General features: G+C 52.9%; 15 protein-coding genes and 1 pseudogene. 5 read left to right on the top strand and 11 right to left on the bottom strand.

All coding sequences use genetic code 11. From position 1 onward, the window contains the following. Window positions 1-328: 328 nt before the first annotated feature. The 4 genes from V2P20_RS06865 to V2P20_RS06850 form a co-directional block, all read right to left on the bottom strand. Window positions 329-1,033, bottom strand: a complete 705-nt coding sequence (locus V2P20_RS06865; RefSeq protein ID WP_331817420.1) for a VPLPA-CTERM sorting domain-containing protein — start codon at window positions 1,031-1,033, stop codon at window positions 329-331. A gap of 163 nt (window positions 1,034-1,196) precedes the next feature. Next, window positions 1,197-3,407 (bottom strand): pentapeptide repeat-containing protein, encoded by a 2,211-nt coding sequence (locus V2P20_RS06860; RefSeq protein ID WP_331817418.1) that lies wholly within the window; start codon window positions 3,405-3,407, stop codon window positions 1,197-1,199. A gap of 133 nt (window positions 3,408-3,540) precedes the next feature. After that, complete coding sequence (locus V2P20_RS06855) at window positions 3,541-4,863, bottom strand: sorbosone dehydrogenase family protein (protein WP_331817416.1); 1,323 nt, start codon at window positions 4,861-4,863, stop codon at window positions 3,541-3,543. Between the two features lie 489 nt (window positions 4,864-5,352). Further along, the gene (locus V2P20_RS06850; RefSeq protein ID WP_331817414.1) at window positions 5,353-5,601 is read right to left on the bottom strand and encodes a hypothetical protein; all 249 of its coding nucleotides are present in this window, start codon (window positions 5,599-5,601) and stop codon (window positions 5,353-5,355) included. A gap of 475 nt (window positions 5,602-6,076) precedes the next feature. Between V2P20_RS06850 and V2P20_RS06845 the strand changes: the two genes are divergently transcribed. From V2P20_RS06845 to V2P20_RS06830, 4 genes are all read left to right on the top strand, one after another. Further along, window positions 6,077-6,637 (top strand): fimbrial protein, encoded by a 561-nt coding sequence (locus V2P20_RS06845; protein WP_331817412.1) that lies wholly within the window; start codon window positions 6,077-6,079, stop codon window positions 6,635-6,637. Window positions 6,638-6,760: 123 nt separating this feature from the next. Next, the gene (locus tag V2P20_RS06840; RefSeq protein ID WP_331817410.1) at window positions 6,761-7,519 is read left to right on the top strand and encodes a fimbria/pilus periplasmic chaperone; all 759 of its coding nucleotides are present in this window, start codon (window positions 6,761-6,763) and stop codon (window positions 7,517-7,519) included. A 69-nt stretch (window positions 7,520-7,588) separates the two neighbouring features. Beyond that, complete coding sequence (locus V2P20_RS06835; protein ID WP_331817408.1) at window positions 7,589-10,240, top strand: fimbria/pilus outer membrane usher protein; 2,652 nt, start codon at window positions 7,589-7,591, stop codon at window positions 10,238-10,240. Between the two features lie 25 nt (window positions 10,241-10,265). Then, entirely contained in the window at window positions 10,266-11,288 is a 1,023-nt protein-coding gene (locus V2P20_RS06830; RefSeq protein ID WP_331817406.1) for a fimbrial protein, read from the top strand. Window positions 11,289-11,461: 173 nt separating this feature from the next. On the opposite strand, the pseudogene V2P20_RS06825 reads toward V2P20_RS06830, so the two are convergent. From V2P20_RS06825 to V2P20_RS06815, 3 genes and pseudogenes are all read right to left on the bottom strand, one after another. After that, window positions 11,462-13,237: pseudogene (locus V2P20_RS06825) on the bottom strand (Tn3 family transposase); the annotation flags it as partial. 74 nt (window positions 13,238-13,311) lie between these two features. Then, a complete protein-coding gene (locus V2P20_RS06820) occupies window positions 13,312-13,698 on the bottom strand; it encodes a type II toxin-antitoxin system VapC family toxin (RefSeq protein ID WP_331817404.1) in 387 nt (128 codons plus the stop codon). Next, a complete protein-coding gene (locus tag V2P20_RS06815) occupies window positions 13,695-13,943 on the bottom strand; it encodes a type II toxin-antitoxin system prevent-host-death family antitoxin (protein ID WP_331817402.1) in 249 nt (82 codons plus the stop codon). The genes V2P20_RS06820 and V2P20_RS06815 overlap by 4 nt, the downstream gene beginning before the upstream one ends. Before the next feature lie 165 nt (window positions 13,944-14,108). Here V2P20_RS06815 and V2P20_RS06810 point away from each other — a divergent pair, with 165 nt between their 5' ends. After that, entirely contained in the window at window positions 14,109-14,627 is a 519-nt protein-coding gene (locus V2P20_RS06810) for a recombinase family protein (protein WP_331817400.1), read from the top strand. A 150-nt stretch (window positions 14,628-14,777) separates the two neighbouring features. Here the strand turns inward: V2P20_RS06810 and V2P20_RS06805 are convergent, their stop codons facing one another. From V2P20_RS06805 to V2P20_RS06790, 4 genes are all read right to left on the bottom strand, one after another. Then, window positions 14,778-15,302: a GNAT family N-acetyltransferase gene (locus V2P20_RS06805; RefSeq protein WP_331817399.1), complete on the bottom strand. Its 525-nt coding sequence runs from the start codon at window positions 15,300-15,302 to the stop codon at window positions 14,778-14,780. Between the two features lie 13 nt (window positions 15,303-15,315). Beyond that, window positions 15,316-15,726: an NUDIX hydrolase gene (locus V2P20_RS06800; protein ID WP_331817398.1), complete on the bottom strand. Its 411-nt coding sequence runs from the start codon at window positions 15,724-15,726 to the stop codon at window positions 15,316-15,318. A gap of 95 nt (window positions 15,727-15,821) precedes the next feature. Further along, on the bottom strand, window positions 15,822-16,223 hold the full coding sequence (locus V2P20_RS06795) for a thioesterase family protein (RefSeq protein WP_331817397.1): 402 nt from the start codon (window positions 16,221-16,223) through the stop codon (window positions 15,822-15,824). 31 nt (window positions 16,224-16,254) lie between these two features. Next, window positions 16,255-16,806, bottom strand: a complete 552-nt coding sequence (locus V2P20_RS06790; protein WP_331817396.1) for a class IV adenylate cyclase — start codon at window positions 16,804-16,806, stop codon at window positions 16,255-16,257. Between the last annotated feature and the right edge of the window lie 27 nt (window positions 16,807-16,833).

Here is a 16,833-nt window from a genome sequence, read left to right as displayed (position 1 = left end):
GCTGTTACGACTTTTCGACAAGTTAGGCCTGAGCAGAGATTGCGAAAAAATAGCCCAACTATTTGACGAATTCAGTGACTACGGGACGATTGCCGCATAAAAGTGTCCGAACTATTGGTATTTTTAAACCTTTAAAAATACGGCGGTCAACTCTAGTGCCTCGTTTGGCGCTGAGGCCTGCCAATTCGGGCTGATGCTTGAACGCCCAAGCCAGATAGGCCGGTGAGATAGTTGCCTTGAGCGCGAGCGATGCGCGTTTACGCATCCGGCCCAAACCAGAGCGTGAAAAACAGCGCTCTGCAGGTGTGGGCCGGGCAGGGGCGATGAGTTAGACAGATACCCGATCAGACCGGCGTTTTCCTATAAAGCCCAGGCCGGCCAAAGCCGAGCCGAACAGCCATGCTGCTGCAGGGACAGGGACAGGGCTTACGTCGCTGACGCCGACAGTGATCCCTCTCCAGTTCTCGGAGCCGTTCTCAGCCCATGAAATAGAGCTGAAAGTGCCCAGGAATTGGAGGGTGCCGTGTCCTTCGCCTAAATGAGTTGAAGACAGTATATTGCCGTTTCCGCTGTTCAGCGTATCGCAGCCCCAATAGCCGCAGCCGGAACTCAGGACTGTGAACGGCGCATCAAAAGTCCAGCTTGGGCCGTTAAAGCTGACGACGGCCATGATTGGATTGGTTACCGGCGTTGAGAACGTAATTGTGTTCATCGGGGTGCCTTGGCCCAGGCGGAGGATATCGGTGTTCAAGGAATCTGGTGCGTTATCCACTGTTGCACTGGTGTAGGCATTAGGCGACCAGTAATTTGCGCCGCCTGAGATTTGCGCGGAATATAACCCGCCGCTGTAGGCAACATTGACAGTAGACGAGTCCGCCAGCGTAATGATGCCTGAGGCTGATCCGCTGTTGCCGGCGCTTGCCGATACCCAGTCTGTCCAATAAACCGGGGCTGCGCCGGCGGTAGCCGGCGCAAAAGCGCTAATAAGTGCGACAGCGCCGATCACCTTCGAAAATGATAGAGAATGCTTCATTATTTAATTTTTCCTGATTTGAATAGAGGGCTTAGTGGAGTTTCATATTTTATACCCTTGCCCAAACTGATCAATAAATAACGGATTTTTAAACGTAAATTCTCTAAGCCGACTAATTGAACAGTGCTTTGAAAAGCCCGGCATGAGATTTGCCGGTACTGCGTCATCCGGGCTTGGCCGCATTCTTCTGTTGTTTCACTGTATGCCGTAATTCCAGGCGTAATTGTTCCGGCATCGCAGCCAAGCCCTCGCAAGGTTTTTCAGCGTCCATTGCCCGGATCAAGGCGGCCGCCAGGCCAAAATCGGGATCATTCTCGGTGAAGTCATCCATGCCCCGCCTTGCGATGCCTACGGCAATCGAAGCATCGGAACAAGCCAGTCCGATCAGCTTCGGGTGCAGCACATGGGTTCGATAAGCATTCAGTTGCGCCGGTTTACTGTATTTGCAGTCCAGCAAGGTTGGATTATCGCTGTAGCAATTTTTTCGGCTGGCCGCTTTGCCTGGCGACAAACGCGTGCCGGCGCGCTCCATACGGGTCTGGAAGGCGCTGAATTTCTCGGCGTCCAGTAACTGCTTGAAGGCTGTTTCCAACCGGTGCTGTTGCTGCTCATTCCAGTCCGACCATGCGCTGTCGGAAATATAGATGCCGTCGAGATTGGCTTTCGACCAGTCAGCCCCTTGCAGTCGCGCTTCCCGCAATTCTGCGCCCTGTAGTTCCGCCAGGGTTAAATCCGCACCCTGCAGATTCGCAAAGACCATGTTGGCGGCTTGCAGATTCGCCTTGCGCAGGATGGTGCCCTGCAGCTTCGCGCCGCGCAGGTCGGCACCCTGCAGCTTCGCGCCGCGCAGATCCACGGCCTGCAGGTTCGCGCCGCGCAGATCGACGCTCTGCAGAATCGCCCAACTCAGGTCGGCGCCCTGGAGATCCGCGCCGCGCAGATCCGCGCCCTGCAGGTTCGCCTCGATCAATCCCGCGCCTTGCAGCTGCGTTCCACCCAGGATGGCGCCCTGCAACTGCGTCTTGTCCCAGCCGATCACGCCCTGAAGCTTGGCTTTCAGCAGGACTGCGCCCTGCAACTGGACATGCCGAATATCGGCTTTGGGCAGCATGGCTCCGTACAAATTGGCAAAGCGCAGATCGCGATTTTGCAGGTTAAGCCCGTCGAATTCCTTGAAGGCTGCATCGCGAATCTGCTTGTTCGGGTCTGTTGCCCGCGTCAGCAGCGACAGGGAAACTTCTTTGGGCACAAGCCGGGCTTCTCTGAGGTCGAGATTGCGCGTAAAAAGGTCTAAATTGAACCATGAGCAAGGACCCAGCACTACCTGAAGCATCGTGGCATCGGTCTTGGCAGCCTCGGCTAAAGATGTGCAGGAGACGGTGCCGTATTTATGGGCGGCAACGCTCAGCCATGACTCCGGCATTCTCCGGATCAGCCAGTCTTCGAGATAATAAGGAGTGTCCTCCGGTTGGGACTCGTCATTCGGCGGGAAATAATAGGTCTGTACGGTAATGCTGCCGGGAACTACCGCGACAATACTGAGCAGAATGATGAGCGGCACTGAGATCATCAATATCACCATGCCCTTTGGCTCAACGCCGGGCGGCTGCACGGGCCGGGGAGGGATTTCCCGGAAGTGCCGGTTCGGCCAGCGCCGCTGGATCGACCGCGCCAGCCGATTCCATCCGAGGATACCCAAATGCCGAAGCCATGCCGGCCAATAGCCCACGAGATTGAAGGCAAAATTCTGCCACCATTCCCGCGCCCTGTCCTGGGGCGAAGCAATCAGCGGCCACAGGGCGAGCAGCATGCCTGCATCGGTCCAGACCGAGAGGCGCTGAGACCAAGTGATGCCTTCGTCGTGGAACGGCAGAAAGCGGATTTGCGCAGCCAGCAATATGAATAAGGGCAGGGCAATGATAGTAGTGCCAACGACCAGCGACAGCAGCCAGTTGATTAGCCAGACATTGGAGCGTCCGACGATAAGATGGGTGAAAGGGAAGATGAACAGGCGGTCGCGTATTTGATGCCCGGCAGGCGTATCAGGCAGATCGCGGTCCAGATTCCAGAGTTTATTGGAAAGCAGTTCCAATTGCATGAGCAGGTTGAAGTGCAGCAGGACCAGCATCCACGGGGCAAAGGCGTAAAAGGTGGTCAGCGGTACTTCCACATCCAGAATCGGCAGTTTGATCGGGCTGATGCGCAGCATGTCTTCATGCGTGGTGCCCCAGACGATGACGCCGAGATAGGCGGCGAATGCTATAAATGCGATATGAAGGGCGGCTACCGATTGTGATGCGGAGTTGGCTGAGTCCAGCAGTTTTTCAATATGCGGAGAGGTTTCCGGGTGAGCTGGCGGTGCAGTATTGGACATGGCGGTGGATGCTGTTGCTGCCGACTGGTGATGTTTCAGTATAAATCAGCTGAATTAATCCTTCATTATGATTGCGCATTGATTTTCTATACAAGCTAGGGGACACTGATCTTGATGGTTTACAGTAGAACGCCTATTTCGTAGCGGGAGTCACCCGCCAAATAGTGTTGCCGACGTCATCGGCGACAAGAAGCGCCCCCGATCGGTCAACCGCCACGCCAACCGGGCGGCCCAGAGCATCACCGTCCGCGCTGACAAAGCCGACAAGTACATTCTCTGGTGGCAGGGTAGGCCGCCCGTCGACAAATGGCACAAAAATCACTTTATAGCCGCTCCGCGGTTCACGGTTCCAGGAGCCGTGCTGACCAATAAATGCACCGCCCTTAAAGCGTTTCGGCAATAAATCGCCCTTATAGAAGACAAGCCCGAGCGAGGCTGTGTGTGCACCCAAGGCATAATCCGGCACAATGGCTTTAGCCACCAGATCAGGCCGAGGCGGCTTCACCCGCGAATCGACATGCTGACCGTAATAGCTATAAGGCCATCCATAAAATGAGCCCTCTTTTACCGAAGTCATATAGTCAGGCACCAGATCACTGCCGATTTCATCGCGTTCATTGACGACTGTCCAGAGCGCGCCGCTCCGCGGCTCCCAATCCATACCGTTCGGATTGCGCAAGCCCGAGGCAAAGATGCGCCACTGTCCTGTTGCCGGGTCAACTTCCCAGATAGCGGCGCGGTTGGCCTCGTTTTCCATGCCGTTCTCGCCGACATTGCTGTTCGAGCCGACCGTGACATACAGTTTTGAACCATCGCGGCTGGCAATTACATTTTTGGTCCAGTGATGGTTGATGGGATCTGCCGGCAAATCGATCACCTTGACGCCGGTACCAGTGATCTGCGTTTCACCGGCACGATAAGGGAAACGCATCAGTTTATCAGTATCGGCGACATAAAAATCATTGCCGACGAGCGTCATGCCAAAAGGTGAGTTCAGTCCTTGCAGGAAGATTGTACGCGTTTCGACGGTGCCGTCACCATTGGCATCGCGCAATAGCGTGATGCGGTTAGCACTCGGTGGAGTTGCTCCCGCACGATCCATAAACCACTTCATGAGCCAGCCTCTAATGCCTTTGTCGCCTTCAGGTTTGGGCGGAGCACTGGCTTCGGCGACCAGCACATCGTTGTTAGGGAGCACATAGAGCCAGCGCGGATGATTTAAGCCGGTGGCGAAGGCGCTCACTGCAAGCCCAGGGGAAGCCTTAGGCTTGGCATCTGCTGGCCAACCTTTGGCAGGCGCGATATTGACAGTGGGTATTAGTGTCGGGTTGGGCGGCGGCAACTTCGGATGAGGGCCGATGCCGGCCTGTTCGGGTAACGTCGCGACATCACCACAGGCGTTTAAAGTCAGTAAAAGCAGACAAGCGATCAGGTGAAAGATGGCAGAGCGTTGCATGCAGCATCTCCGATTGGAAGGTAAGGAATAACTGTTAAGGTCGATCTGTGTATAACGTCGTGCGTTCTTCAAGCTGAACCATAAGCCAGTTCCGGCGCGATAAAAATATTCTCTTTATGCTTTCCCGGCACCGCTGCCAATATTCCTTAATGTCAGGACTTACGCAAGCCTGTGGAGGCGGCTTCGCCTAAAGCACCTACTGTTGGTAGCCGCCCCACAGATTTTAAAACCGCTTGTCTCGGCGGGTGAACAGACAAACTGCGTAAGTCCTGAATGTTTGACTATAACCGAGTCCTCAGACAGCATCTGTACGATATCGCACATAAAATGGCTTTGATGAGGCTAAACCGGTCAGCTCCGGCCAACTATATTGTTAGCGCAACGACAATCTTTACGGCTTGAAACATTAGCTTTTGCAACATGCGCCTGCCCAGAAATGCGCTTCGGAAGACAAGTGGCTATATTGCTAAAAATATAAAACATATTATATCATAGGCTTTTTATTGAAAAAGCAATTCTCTCAACTGTCTTTCCAGTAACTTGATTGAAGCGTTCTGCGACCCAATCCGCCAATCGACCGCTGTAACCTTGATCACCCAAATTTTCCTCAGTTTTTTGCCCCCCTAATAGTTGATATTTGACGCTTTGGCTGTCCAGGCAACCGGCTGTCGGGTGTTTATATGGCGACCGCATCGCTCCTGCAACCGTGAGCGCAATAAATGATGCAAACGCACCCAAGTGCCGTTGCAAGACCAGCGACTAAAGAACCGCAATGGGGCAAGACACTTTATCCGGCCAGCGCAGGGTGCGAACCGTTTCAAAGCATTTGGCGTTGTCTATTGCTCCTGCCCCTTGAAGTTTGAATATTTTTTCTACAGTCTTGGCTGGAGGCCAATAAATAAGCTATCTATGGCATTAGCATCTTGAAAAAAATTAAAACTTCATTGCATAGCTGAGGTAAGGGGATCATCCGTCCTAGGCGGGGATTCTGAACCTCAAATTCAAGGGTTTAAATAAGGAGATATATAGCCAAAACGGATTTAGGAAAAACATGCTAAAATCCAGCTTGTGCCTGTTTGACTTACAAGCAGGGCATAGAGGTGTAAACCTAATTTGACATAAAACTACGACGTGTCTTGTCAGTAGGGTGATGTTGGTTTTTATATTTCTTGTAGTTAACTTGTATTTCAATAGCTTATTATTAGGGATAGAAATGAAAAACAAATTTAAATTGATGATGTCTGGGGTGGGCTTGGTTTCGGCATTGGCGCAACCGGGTTTGGCCCAAGCGTCGGACGGGACGATTACTTTTAATGGGGCTTTGACCGATTCGACCTGTACGGTTGTGCTTAATGGCGGGGCATCCGGGACCGGCATTGTAACCCTGCCCACGATATCTACCTCTATCTTGGACAGCGCAGGAAAGACGGCAGGTGCAACCCATTTTACACTGGATTTAACCGGCTGTAGTGCCGCCGATGGCAAGACTACGGTCAATGCCTTCTTTGAGTCAGGGGCCGGCGTTGATCCCGCCACAGGTGATTTAATCAATCTGACCGGTGGCGGCGCAGGTAATGTCGTAGTTCAGCTTTTCCCGGAAAATAACCTGGCCACCCAAATTAAACCGGGCGTGACTGATCAAGTAAAAGTGACAGATATATTATTAGGCGCCGGTAGCGGTACCCTCAATTATGTCGCGCAATACTATGCGCTTGATGCAACAACTGCCGGAGCTTATAGTTCTAATGTAACTTACTCACTGGTCTATAACTGACCAGATTTGTAGTCCACTGGTACGCTCTTTTAGCACATAGGCTTGGTTGATGTTCCTATCAGGCGCAGTACTGTAAGGTCTGCGCCTATAGCATTTTTTGAAACACCCCGATACGACTCCATAATGCTGGCACGATTGACGTTTTTTTTTACATTCGCTTTTAACGCCTGGGTGGCATCGCTTGGCCTAATTTCACCGGCCATAGCCGGCGTGGTTATCGACGGCACCCGGGTGGTCTATCCCGGACAAAAACGGGAAGTCAGCATCAATGTTCACAATAATGGGGAAACTCCATCGTTGGTGCAGGTCTGGCTCGATGCAGGTAACCCTCAGTCCAAACCAGGCGAGGACAAGGTTCCATTTTTGCTGACGCCGCCGTTGTTCCGCCTCGATCCCACCAAGGGCCAGAGTCTGCGTCTGTTCTATACCCAGGAACCTCTGCCAGTCGACCGGGAGTCACTGTTCTGGTTGAACGTGCTGGATATCCCCCCGCGCGCGCCGGCAGACACCGATAAGCCTAACAAGCTGGAATTCGCATTCAAACACCGCATCAAGGTGTTTTTTCGTCCGGACAACCTGCCCGGTACGGCCGCTGACGCGCCTGCGCAGTTGACCTGGAAGCTGGTGGCTAAGGATGGGCAAACCGCGCTGGAGGTTACCAACCCAACCCCGTATCATGTCTCGTTTGCCCAGGTGACAGCCATCGTAGGGGGGGGCGCTCTCAACCTCAAAGCGGATATGGTGGGGCCTTTTGCTAGCCGGACGTTTGGCCTACCTAAACAGGACGTTGAACCGGCCGGGTTGTTGCGGGTGGATTACAGCTTTATCAATGATTATGGCGGAATTGCAGAAGCGACGTTTAAAGTGCCCACTGCGCGTTGAAGCAGCTATTGACCGATACAGCAATGGACCGCTGGCATAACACCAAAAATTGAAAAATCGTGAAAATTTATGGTGCGGTTAATCAACGCGATCGTAATTAAATACCCAGATATCGAATCACAAAACTTTACGCCAATTTTCGCCTGGACCGGTTTATTTTTCAAGGCGCTAACCCTTTTGATCCTAATCATGGCGGGCTCCGCAGACGCCGAACCGGAAAAGTTTGCCGAGGTGGAGTTCAACCCCGCATTTTTGCGCGGCGGTAGCGCCCAGCAAGTGGACATTTCCCGGTTTCAGCGTGGCAATCCCGTAATGCCGGGCGATTATATCGTTGATTTGCACGTGAATGACAAATGGGTGGGCCGGGCCTCGGTACGTTTTGTTGCCCAGCCAGATAGCGACATGGCCCTGCCTTGTATCGAACGGACAGTGCTTGAAAAAATCGGCTTGGATTTTGAGAAGCTATCAGATTCGGCTCGCTCCGAATTGCTCAAAGTTCAGGCTGGCAGCTGCGCCGACCTAGCCGTATTGGTCAAGGATGCCCATGTGTCATTTGATCAATCTTCATTACGCCTTGACCTGAGCGTGCCCCAGGCGGCGCTGCTGCGCACCCCGCGCGGCTATGTCAGCCCGGAATTATGGGATAGCGGCGTGACTTCCGCGACGCTGGCCTACAACCTGAATGCCTTCCGCAACGCGAGCGCATTTTCGACGACCTCCAATGCCTATCTCGGCCTGACCGGTGGCTTAAATTTCGAGAATTGGCACTTGCGACAGCGCTCGTCCATAAATCTGCAATCGGATGGGTCTTCGACTTACCAAAACATTGCCACCTATGTGTTGCGCGACCTGCCTTCGCTGACCAGCCGCCTAAGCCTGGGTGACAGTTTCACGGATGGCGCGATGTTCGACAGTATTGGTTTTCGTGGTGTTTCACTGGGGACCGATGACCGCATGCGGCCTGATTCGCAACGCAATTACGCTCCGGTAGTGCGGGGTATCGCCAAAACCCGTGCGCGCGTACAGATCAGCCAAAATGGCAATATCATATTGGATACCACCGTGGCGCCAGGGCCTTTTGAAATCAATGACATTTATGCTACCGGCTATGGCGGTGACTTGCTGGTCACTGTATATGAAGCAGACGGCAGCCAACAGAATTTTACCGTCCCTTATGCTTACGTTACCCAATTGCTGCGTCCGGGAATCTGGCGTTACAACGCCACGATTGGCGAAGTCCGCGAGACACAGACCCACAACGGCGAGAAATTCGGCCAGGCGACGTTACAATATGGTTTTAATAATTTGCTGACGGGTTATGTGGGCGGCATTATCGCCTCCAACTATAAGGCAGGGCTGGTGGGGGCGGGGTTTAATATGCCATTGGGAGCGATAGCAGTCGACCTGACCCACGCCGAAGCGGATATTTCGGGTGCACCGGCGACTAGCGGCCAAAGTCTGCGCGTCAGTTACAGCAAGCTGGTCTCTTATACCCGCACTTACTTAACATTAGCTGCCTACCGCTATTCGTCAGAGGGTTATTGGTCGTTTCACGAGGCGCTGGCCGGCCGCGAGTTGGTGGCCGCCGGTGCCGATCCGCTGACGATCAGTCACCAGCGCAGTAAATTACAACTCAATATCAACCAGAATTTTGGGAATTGGGGCACTCTTTTCCTGACCGGATCCATCGTGGATTATTGGAGCCAATCCGGTACAGCCACGCAGTTCCAAGCGGGCTACAATAATTTTTTCACTTTTGCAGGTATCACTCCGAATTATAATATTTCGGTGACCCGCCAATTGGATGGAGCTACCGGCGGCGTTGACAATCAGCTGCTGGTCGGTGTCTCCTTGCCGTTGGGTAGTAGCCCACAGGCGCCCAGGCTGATGACAAATTTTACTCAAAACGACGTGGGCGGTGTAACTCGCCGTACCGCGCAAGAGATCATCAGCGGTACGGGGGGCGAGAACAACGAACTAAGTTATACCGCATCGTCTAGCCAGACCGATGATGGGAAAGCTGTTTTCGGCCTAGCTGGGGGATACCGTAGCCCTTACACGACGCTTTCGGCGAGTTTCAGCGAAGGGTCCGAATATTCGCAACAATCTTTGGGAGCTACAGGCGGCATGGTCCTTCATCCGGGAGGGGTAACGCTGGCGAACCAAATGGGCGACACAATTGGCATCGTCGAAGCGCCCGGCGCCGAGGGCGCCCGGGTCACCAACAGTATCGGTACACGCATTGATGGTCGTGGTTACGCGGTCTTGCCTTTCCTGTCGCCCTACCGTATGAACACCGTCAGCATTGATCCGGATGGCGTTCCATCCGATGTGGAATTTAAAACCACTAGCCAGCAGATTACGCCCCGCTCCGATACGGTGGCGATGATAAGTTTTGCCACCGTCAGCGGACGGGCGGTAATGGTCACGGCTTACCTGGCCGACCGCTCGCCGGTGCCTTTCGGCGCCAGCGTACTCGATGCCGAAGGCCACGAGGTTGGCTTGGCGGGACAGGATGGCCGTATTTTTCTGCGTGGCATTGCTGACTCAGGCATCTTAACCGCAAAGTGGGGAGATGCCAGCGATCAACAGTGTGACTTCGAATATCAACTGCCACCGAAGAGCATGGATGAAGGTCCATTCCTAAAAATTGAGGCAGTATGCAATATCAGGGATGCCTTATCCATGCAAAACAATGACCGGCCAAACCAGCGACTCTGAAGTCGGCAACAGAAGGTATAGTGCGATGAAAATTTTAATGTGCGGCTATAAACTGGCCGGAGGGTTATTACAAGCGTTGTTGGGCTTGTGTGTCATGACCACTTTGTGCAAGGCTGCTCCGGTGGTCAGTTATTCGCCAGCCACGCTCAATTTTTCTCCGGCGGGACCTTACTCGCCGCCTAGGGACGAGGCGGTCGGGAGCACGCTTGCCACGGCAACATCCGGTATTTCCATAAGCAACTTGCCTAATCTATTGGGCATTTATGCTTGTACCATTAGGCAGACCGTTACTGTGGTCGGCACCGAGGTTTCATCAGGCGTATACCCTACAGGGATTAACGGCCTGGGGATCAGTTTTTATTTTAACTCCACATTAATAACGAATACGAACAATGGACTGTTTATCGACACTTTCTTTAATACTGGTTCAGGGCCCTTGCCTGGTATCAATGCCCATCTGGTCGTGACCGGGCAGATCGCCCCGGGGTCTGTTGCGTCCAGCACCTCTTTTGTGCAAATAAATTATAAAACAGGGCTCCTCAATCCGCTGTTAAGCTGTCTTGGCCTGAATCTCGCTTGGAACCAGACGGATAATCTCACTACCGGTAACATTACCGTCTCGCCGGTTACGTGCAGCGTGACGACCCCATCGGTCAGCGTGACCTTGCCAACGGTTTCCACTACATCGCTAAGTTCATTGGGGCAAACCAATGGCGATACACGATTTAATATTGGCCTGAGTTGCCAGAGCGGCGCTAATGTCTATGTGACGTTAACCGATGCTACGACCCCTGGTAATACAACATCGCTGTTGTCATTGAATCCCTCTTCAACTGCGCAAGGAGTCAAGTTGCGGATTCTTAAAAATGACGGCAATCCCGTGTCTTTTGGGCCGGATTCGGCGGCGGCTGGCAACACCAACCAATGGCTGGTCGACTCCTCGGCAAGCACCAGCAATATTCCGCTGATAGTCCAATACTATCGAAACGGAGACTTAACAGCGGGAACTGTCAATGCAGCAGCGACTTTTACGATGAGCTATCAATAAATTTGGGGTTTAGGGAGATTGCCGGTATAAGGAAACGGAAATTCTTCTCCGATATCGCAGAAAAACGAAAGGGTTCCCTTATCTCAACTTTAAGAAAATACCGGCGAGGATATCTTTAGTTTTTACTAATTTTACCTTTTTGGGGTTATAAGCCGGAACCCCAGAAATTTCCATCACCCCAATTCCAGCCCTTCCACCAGCGCATCCAGGTCGAGCAATTTGCCGTCGCTTTGGAAGGTATAGTGTCCATTCAGCAGGATGTGCCGCCACGCTGTCGGCGAGATCTGCGTGATCAACGCTATAGCCTTGGTGTTAGCGCTCGCTTCGTACCGGATCAACAGCCTCGACATTATCGCCGAGTTGTAGTAGCTGATCGCATTGGCAATCAGCCGCGCGCATTGGTTACTGATCTCGATTTCGATGTCGGTCCTGCCGGTCAGTTCCTTCTTACCGCCGACCTTGGAGATGGCTGAGCGTAGCTGGTGATAGGATTCGATCCGGTTCTGCGAGCGGTGAACATTGCGCTCCAGTTGCGGGTCACGCAGGTAGCGTAGCGTGTAGATGCTGCGGACCAGCTTGTCGAATTCGAAGATCGCCCGCCATGTCGGATTCGGCGCCGTGTAGGTGCGCAGCTTGCGGATCAACGTACCCTGGGTCATTTCCTTCAGGCCTAGTGTGGCGACAATCTGATCGATGTTCGGTTTTTCGTTGGCAATGGCTTCTATGTCGATCTGGTCGACCGGTTTGATCCAGCACTTCTCGTGTACAGCGCCGAGTTGTCGGCGCAATACAGCGCTTGCAATTGCTTTTCCAGATCGGTGAAGCGCGGCTCAAAACGCAAGCCGAACCAGTGCAGGATTGCGAAATTGGCCTTGTTGACGCTATGCATGTCGCCGGCAATCGTGGTCAGCACGATATCGGCTGTGTTGCGATACCAGACATCGAACACATGGTGGCCTTCGTACTCATGGGCACCTATAAGGTAGCCATGGAGCGGCACGTGGTTGCACAACAGCGTGTAGGCGACCACGCCTTTGCCGCGTCCGAAATATTTCCGCGAATGGCGTGCCTTCACGGTGGGACGCTCAACACCGAGTTTTTAACCATCGACGGCGCCGTACAGGGCATCCAGGTCAAATGCGTAATGCGGGAAGATCGGCAGTGCCGCGATAGCATTGCTGATGCGGTCATTGGCGGCCTGGAGCGATGCTTGGCGCAGGTATTGTTGATAGCTTGTCTCCACCACGTGGTACGGGATATCGCTGGTGCGAGCCATGACCTTATTGCCGTGGTTCATTGCCTGGGCGATGATGACCGCCATCAAGCTATCGGAGTCTGCCACCTTTTTCGCATAACGCGGTTGCAACGGTGTCAGGGCAGACAGAAACTGGCATTGACTGTTGACGAAACGGAACACATCGGCGACAGCGCAAAATGGCAATTTTTCATAGAATGCCTGCTCGCTCGCCTTGTGTTTCTCAACCTTTGGCCTGCGCCAAGTCAGTGTCTGAGTGTGCTTGTCGTACGCCAGGTGCGTCAGTTTGCCCTGTTTTAGTTCGCGGTTGAACGCCAGCCATTGCTCGCGCAGCTCATTCGTCAGCGCGTCGAGCTGGATAGTGATCGGCTTGCGTAGGAATGGGATGTCCATCTGGGCGAGCAGATCGGCCTTTTCCTCCGTGGATACCAGTTCGTCGGTGAAGTGGCGGTGTTGCAAACTGTTGTCCAGGTAACTTCAGACGCTTTCTGATCTGACGGTACAGCCAAAATTCGTAGCGGCCGGCCTGCAAGCCAGTCGGTTTGCCGTCCGCATCGTAGATCAACAGGTACGGCCGCAACCGCTTCGGCAAGGTGGCCTCCGGGCATTCGGCCAGCGGCCGTTGCGAAAGGCGCTATGGCCTGACGAAGACCCCTTTGGCCCAAACGAGCGCCGCGAGCCATGGGCTGACCGGCGTGATGCTGGCGAAGGGCCGTACTGCTCAGCTTCCGATAGTACGGTCAGCTGCTTGTTTTTGGCGGCCATTCGTCAGACGAGTTGCACCGGACCTGGGTATTCGGCCACGCGTGCGTCGGCCGTCAGCAGCGTTATGCCCTCGACAGTGGCCTGGGCGACCAGCAGGCGGTCAAAGGGATCTTTATGGATCGGCGGCAAGATGCCGACGGCTACCGCATGCTCACTGAGGATCGGCAGTTCGCTGTAGCCGTTGTCCAGCAGGCCGCGCCGCAGCAGGTGCGGATCGACCTGGAAATCTTCGCGGCCTAAGCCGCATTTGATCACGACTTCCCACAGGCTGGCGACGCTGAAGAACAGCTCATTTTCAGGGGCGCTCATCAGCGGCTGGGCGGCCGGCGGCAGAGAGTCAAAACCTTCCGCCGCCCACAGCAGCAGATGGGTGTCCAGCAGCAGCTTCATTCGCCATCCTCAAATAGCTGCACGATGTCCGCTTCGCCCATCCGGTCGAAATCATCCGGTACCTGGATTTGGCCCGCCATAAAACCGAACCGCTTGATCTGATCAGGCTCCGGCGCATGGAGCGCGATCACCTTGACCATCGGCTTGCCGGCCTTGGCAATGACAAACGGCTCGCCCTTGGCGGCTTGCTCCACCAGTCGGGATAGCTGAGTTTTAGCATCGTGAATGTTGTAGGTCCGCATCATGCCCTCCTGATTTAGCTTAGTTCATTTGGCTTAGTTTATCGCAATCCGGCATCCTGTTCCAGTTCGAATAAGGTAACCCTTTATCGAACCGGTGAAAAACGGTACTCTATTCCATAAAAGCTCAACCCTAACCAGACCGGTTCGGCTAAATAACCCTGAGTACTCATGACCCATTTTATCCGCGCTTATCTTCGAGCCTCCACCCATGAACAGGACGCCCAACGGGCACGCGCTTCCCTGGATCGTTTTGCACACGAACACGGCGTGGTGATTTGTAATTACTATGCTGAAAACGAGTCCGGCGCTCACTTGAAGCGTCCGGAATTATTCCGGTTATTGGAGGATAGCCGGCCCAGTGATGTGTTGCTGGTGGAAGATATCGACCGGCTTTCGCGCTTGGCCAGCGCCGAATGGGAACGATTAAAAGGCCTTATCCGTAAGCGCGAGGTTCGTATCGTGGCGGTGAACGTACCCACCACTTGGCAGCATCTGTCTCCGACACTCAACGAGTTCGATGCCCGGATGTTTGGCGCCATCAATGACATGCTGTTGGATATGCTGGCCGCCATTGCCCGGCGGGACTATGAACAGCGCCGGGAACGGCAAAAACAGGGCATTGGACCAGCGGGGGCATTTGAACAGAAACTTACGGTTTTGCCCTTTCAGACTCACTTCAATCCGTAAAACCTTGTTCATTTCTTCAGTCATTTTCAGTAGTGGGCTTTATCACGGAAAATGGCTCTCTGGAAATTAAATTTAAAAATTAAAGATCAACTTCTGAATGAAGAACAAGGAGATATAGGTTTAGTGCGGAAAACTTAGCCTATTGCGCTATTAGTATGCCTTACAGCCTGATATTACTTTGATCATTTTGACCAATTCAAAGGTCTCTCCATTCGACAAATTTTGCTTGAATCGCTCAATTTCAGAGAAACCACACTTTTTGTAAAAAGGTTCTCCAGAAAGCGTGGCTGTCAGGTATAAAGTTTCAATTCTTCTATGCAAACATTCATTTTCGCATGCTGTAAAGAGCTGTGTGGCCACACCTTTTCGAGCAAAATCAGGATGCACAAAAAAGCTCCTGAGTTCAGCTTTTTGAGGCTCAGAGACATCAATCGCCCAACCGCCGCAACCGATGATCCTCTTTTCGTGCTTAGCCACAAGGAAATTGCCAGAGATGATCAGTTCTTCTATGCCACACACTAACTCCAACGCCGTTTCAATTTCTGACTGTTTATAATATTGCGCCTGAAGTATTCGGGCCGATTTGGAAATGAGCGCCTGGAGATGGGCAAAGTCTTGGAGACTGGCTTGACGGATGTTTGGACTCATAATTTTGACCCTTTCTATTACTGACATTGATTGCCTGGGATCAAGAGTCATCCGACAAAATGAAGCCTTGATGGCGTAATGCTTCCAGCGGCAGAAACAGCGGTTCGGGTAGATTGGACCAATCGAACCATTCCCAGCCTTCACACTTTTCCGGCTCTTTCGTTTCGACCACTCCTGATTCTCGTTTTGCCAGCACGAAGACAGTCACATAGTGTTTCTGCTCGGCTTCAAATACAGTGTTTGTGAATGGGCCATGCTGAAGTTCGCGGATTCTAAGGCCGGTTTCTTCCAGCACTTCGCGTTCAGCACAATTCTCGATCGACTCCCCATACTCAAGATGACCACCGGGCGCAGACCACGTTCCGGCGCCGTGTGATCCTTTTCGTTTTCCAAGTAGTACGCGTCCATTCTCAATGACGAGCACTCCAACTCCGACTCTAGGTGTGAACATGGCTTGATATTCCCTTTATAGTGACTAATGTGAGGCTAACTGAGCTGCATGGCTTTTCGCACAGTTCCGTTTGGCCATAGGATTATATGCTACGTTTATACAGAGAGACCTGAAAGGGTTTGTTCGAAGCGCGCAAGGTTGACTGGTACACGGGAATGTGAACCTTTCCCAATTAGATTTTTGCCGTCGTGCGCCAGCACCTCGAACTCAATTAGCTTGTGCGTGACTTTGGTAACTCTAGCATATGCGGTGACGGTGCGGCCAACTGGCGTAGGCGCCAAGTGACGTATATTGACGTCGACGCCAACAGAGACCCAGCCGGCCGACAGGTAAGGCTGGACGGCGTTACTTGCCGCGATTTCCATCAAGTGGATCATGCAGGGAGTCGCATAGACCTCCGGCATGTTTGCATGGAAGTGGCGCACGGTTAGCTCCTTTGTTACTACTGTAGTTGCCTCTGCCTCGGCCCCGATAGTTATTTTGATGGCGGAATTCATGATGTCTCTTTATAGTATTTAGCGCTTCAACTCACCTGCCGGCAGAAATCGGTGAAAGGATCGGTTTATTGGGCAATTTTGCCAGTAGATCCACATAAGCCTCTTCTACCAGCTGATGCGGGGAGATACCTAGCTTTTCCAGCAATTCATGAGCCACTGATACACCGGCTTCGTTAGGTTCGCCTTCAGCCAGGACGACTTCCAGTTCTAGAAAGTCTCCCAATTCGTCCACTTTATCCAAATGGATTCGCGTTCGCCCTGCCAAGAATAAGGTGCAGTGTTTACGCACACGCCCAATCTCGCCATAGGCCAGCGACAACGCCTGACGGAGTGTATCAGGGGAAGAGATCGGCGAGATGACATAGAAAGATTCCTTAGGACCTGCGCTGTCTGGGCGTTGATAGAAAATCAGCTGGCCATCATGTTCAGAGAAAGCGCGAAGTTTCAGCCGGCCGTTGGGACAAGCAAAAAACGTATCATCTTGGGTTATTTCGATGGGTCCTTCATCAGCGATTTCCGCTGCCACCGGCTGCAGTGATTCGACACTTTCAATTCGAGCTTTGATTTCAATATTTCTAACCATAAGAATGAGATGTTTAATGCCGACTTC

Origin of the sequence: Methylobacter sp. Wu1, from assembly GCF_036553575.1 — a bacterium.
Taxonomy (GTDB): Bacteria; Pseudomonadota; Gammaproteobacteria; order Methylococcales; family Methylomonadaceae; genus Methylobacter.
This window is presented reverse-complemented; position numbering and strand designations above follow the sequence as displayed.

Bases quoted from the DNA above. Each gene is read 5' to 3' on its own strand.
- V2P20_RS06845 (WP_331817412.1), top strand. From the start codon at position 6,077: ATGAAAAACAAATTTAAATTGATGATGTCTGGGGTGGGCTTGGTTTCG.
- V2P20_RS06790 (WP_331817396.1), bottom strand. From the start codon at position 16,806: ATGGTTAGAAATATTGAAATCAAAGCTCGAATTGAAAGTGTCGAATCA.
- V2P20_RS06800 (WP_331817398.1), bottom strand. From the start codon at position 15,726: ATGTTCACACCTAGAGTCGGAGTTGGAGTGCTCGTCATTGAGAATGGA.
- V2P20_RS06820 (WP_331817404.1), bottom strand. From the start codon at position 13,698: ATGAAGCTGCTGCTGGACACCCATCTGCTGCTGTGGGCGGCGGAAGGT.
- V2P20_RS06805 (WP_331817399.1), bottom strand. From the start codon at position 15,302: ATGTCAGTAATAGAAAGGGTCAAAATTATGAGTCCAAACATCCGTCAA.
- V2P20_RS06865 (WP_331817420.1), bottom strand. From the start codon at position 1,033: ATGAAGCATTCTCTATCATTTTCGAAGGTGATCGGCGCTGTCGCACTT.
- V2P20_RS06860 (WP_331817418.1), bottom strand. From the start codon at position 3,407: ATGTCCAATACTGCACCGCCAGCTCACCCGGAAACCTCTCCGCATATT.
- V2P20_RS06855 (WP_331817416.1), bottom strand. From the start codon at position 4,863: ATGCAACGCTCTGCCATCTTTCACCTGATCGCTTGTCTGCTTTTACTG.
- V2P20_RS06815 (WP_331817402.1), bottom strand. From the start codon at position 13,943: ATGATGCGGACCTACAACATTCACGATGCTAAAACTCAGCTATCCCGA.
- V2P20_RS06810 (WP_331817400.1), top strand. From the start codon at position 14,109: ATGACCCATTTTATCCGCGCTTATCTTCGAGCCTCCACCCATGAACAG.
- V2P20_RS06830 (WP_331817406.1), top strand. From the start codon at position 10,266: ATGAAAATTTTAATGTGCGGCTATAAACTGGCCGGAGGGTTATTACAA.
- V2P20_RS06795 (WP_331817397.1), bottom strand. From the start codon at position 16,223: ATGAATTCCGCCATCAAAATAACTATCGGGGCCGAGGCAGAGGCAACT.
- V2P20_RS06840 (WP_331817410.1), top strand. From the start codon at position 6,761: ATGCTGGCACGATTGACGTTTTTTTTTACATTCGCTTTTAACGCCTGG.
- V2P20_RS06835 (WP_331817408.1), top strand. From the start codon at position 7,589: ATGGTGCGGTTAATCAACGCGATCGTAATTAAATACCCAGATATCGAA.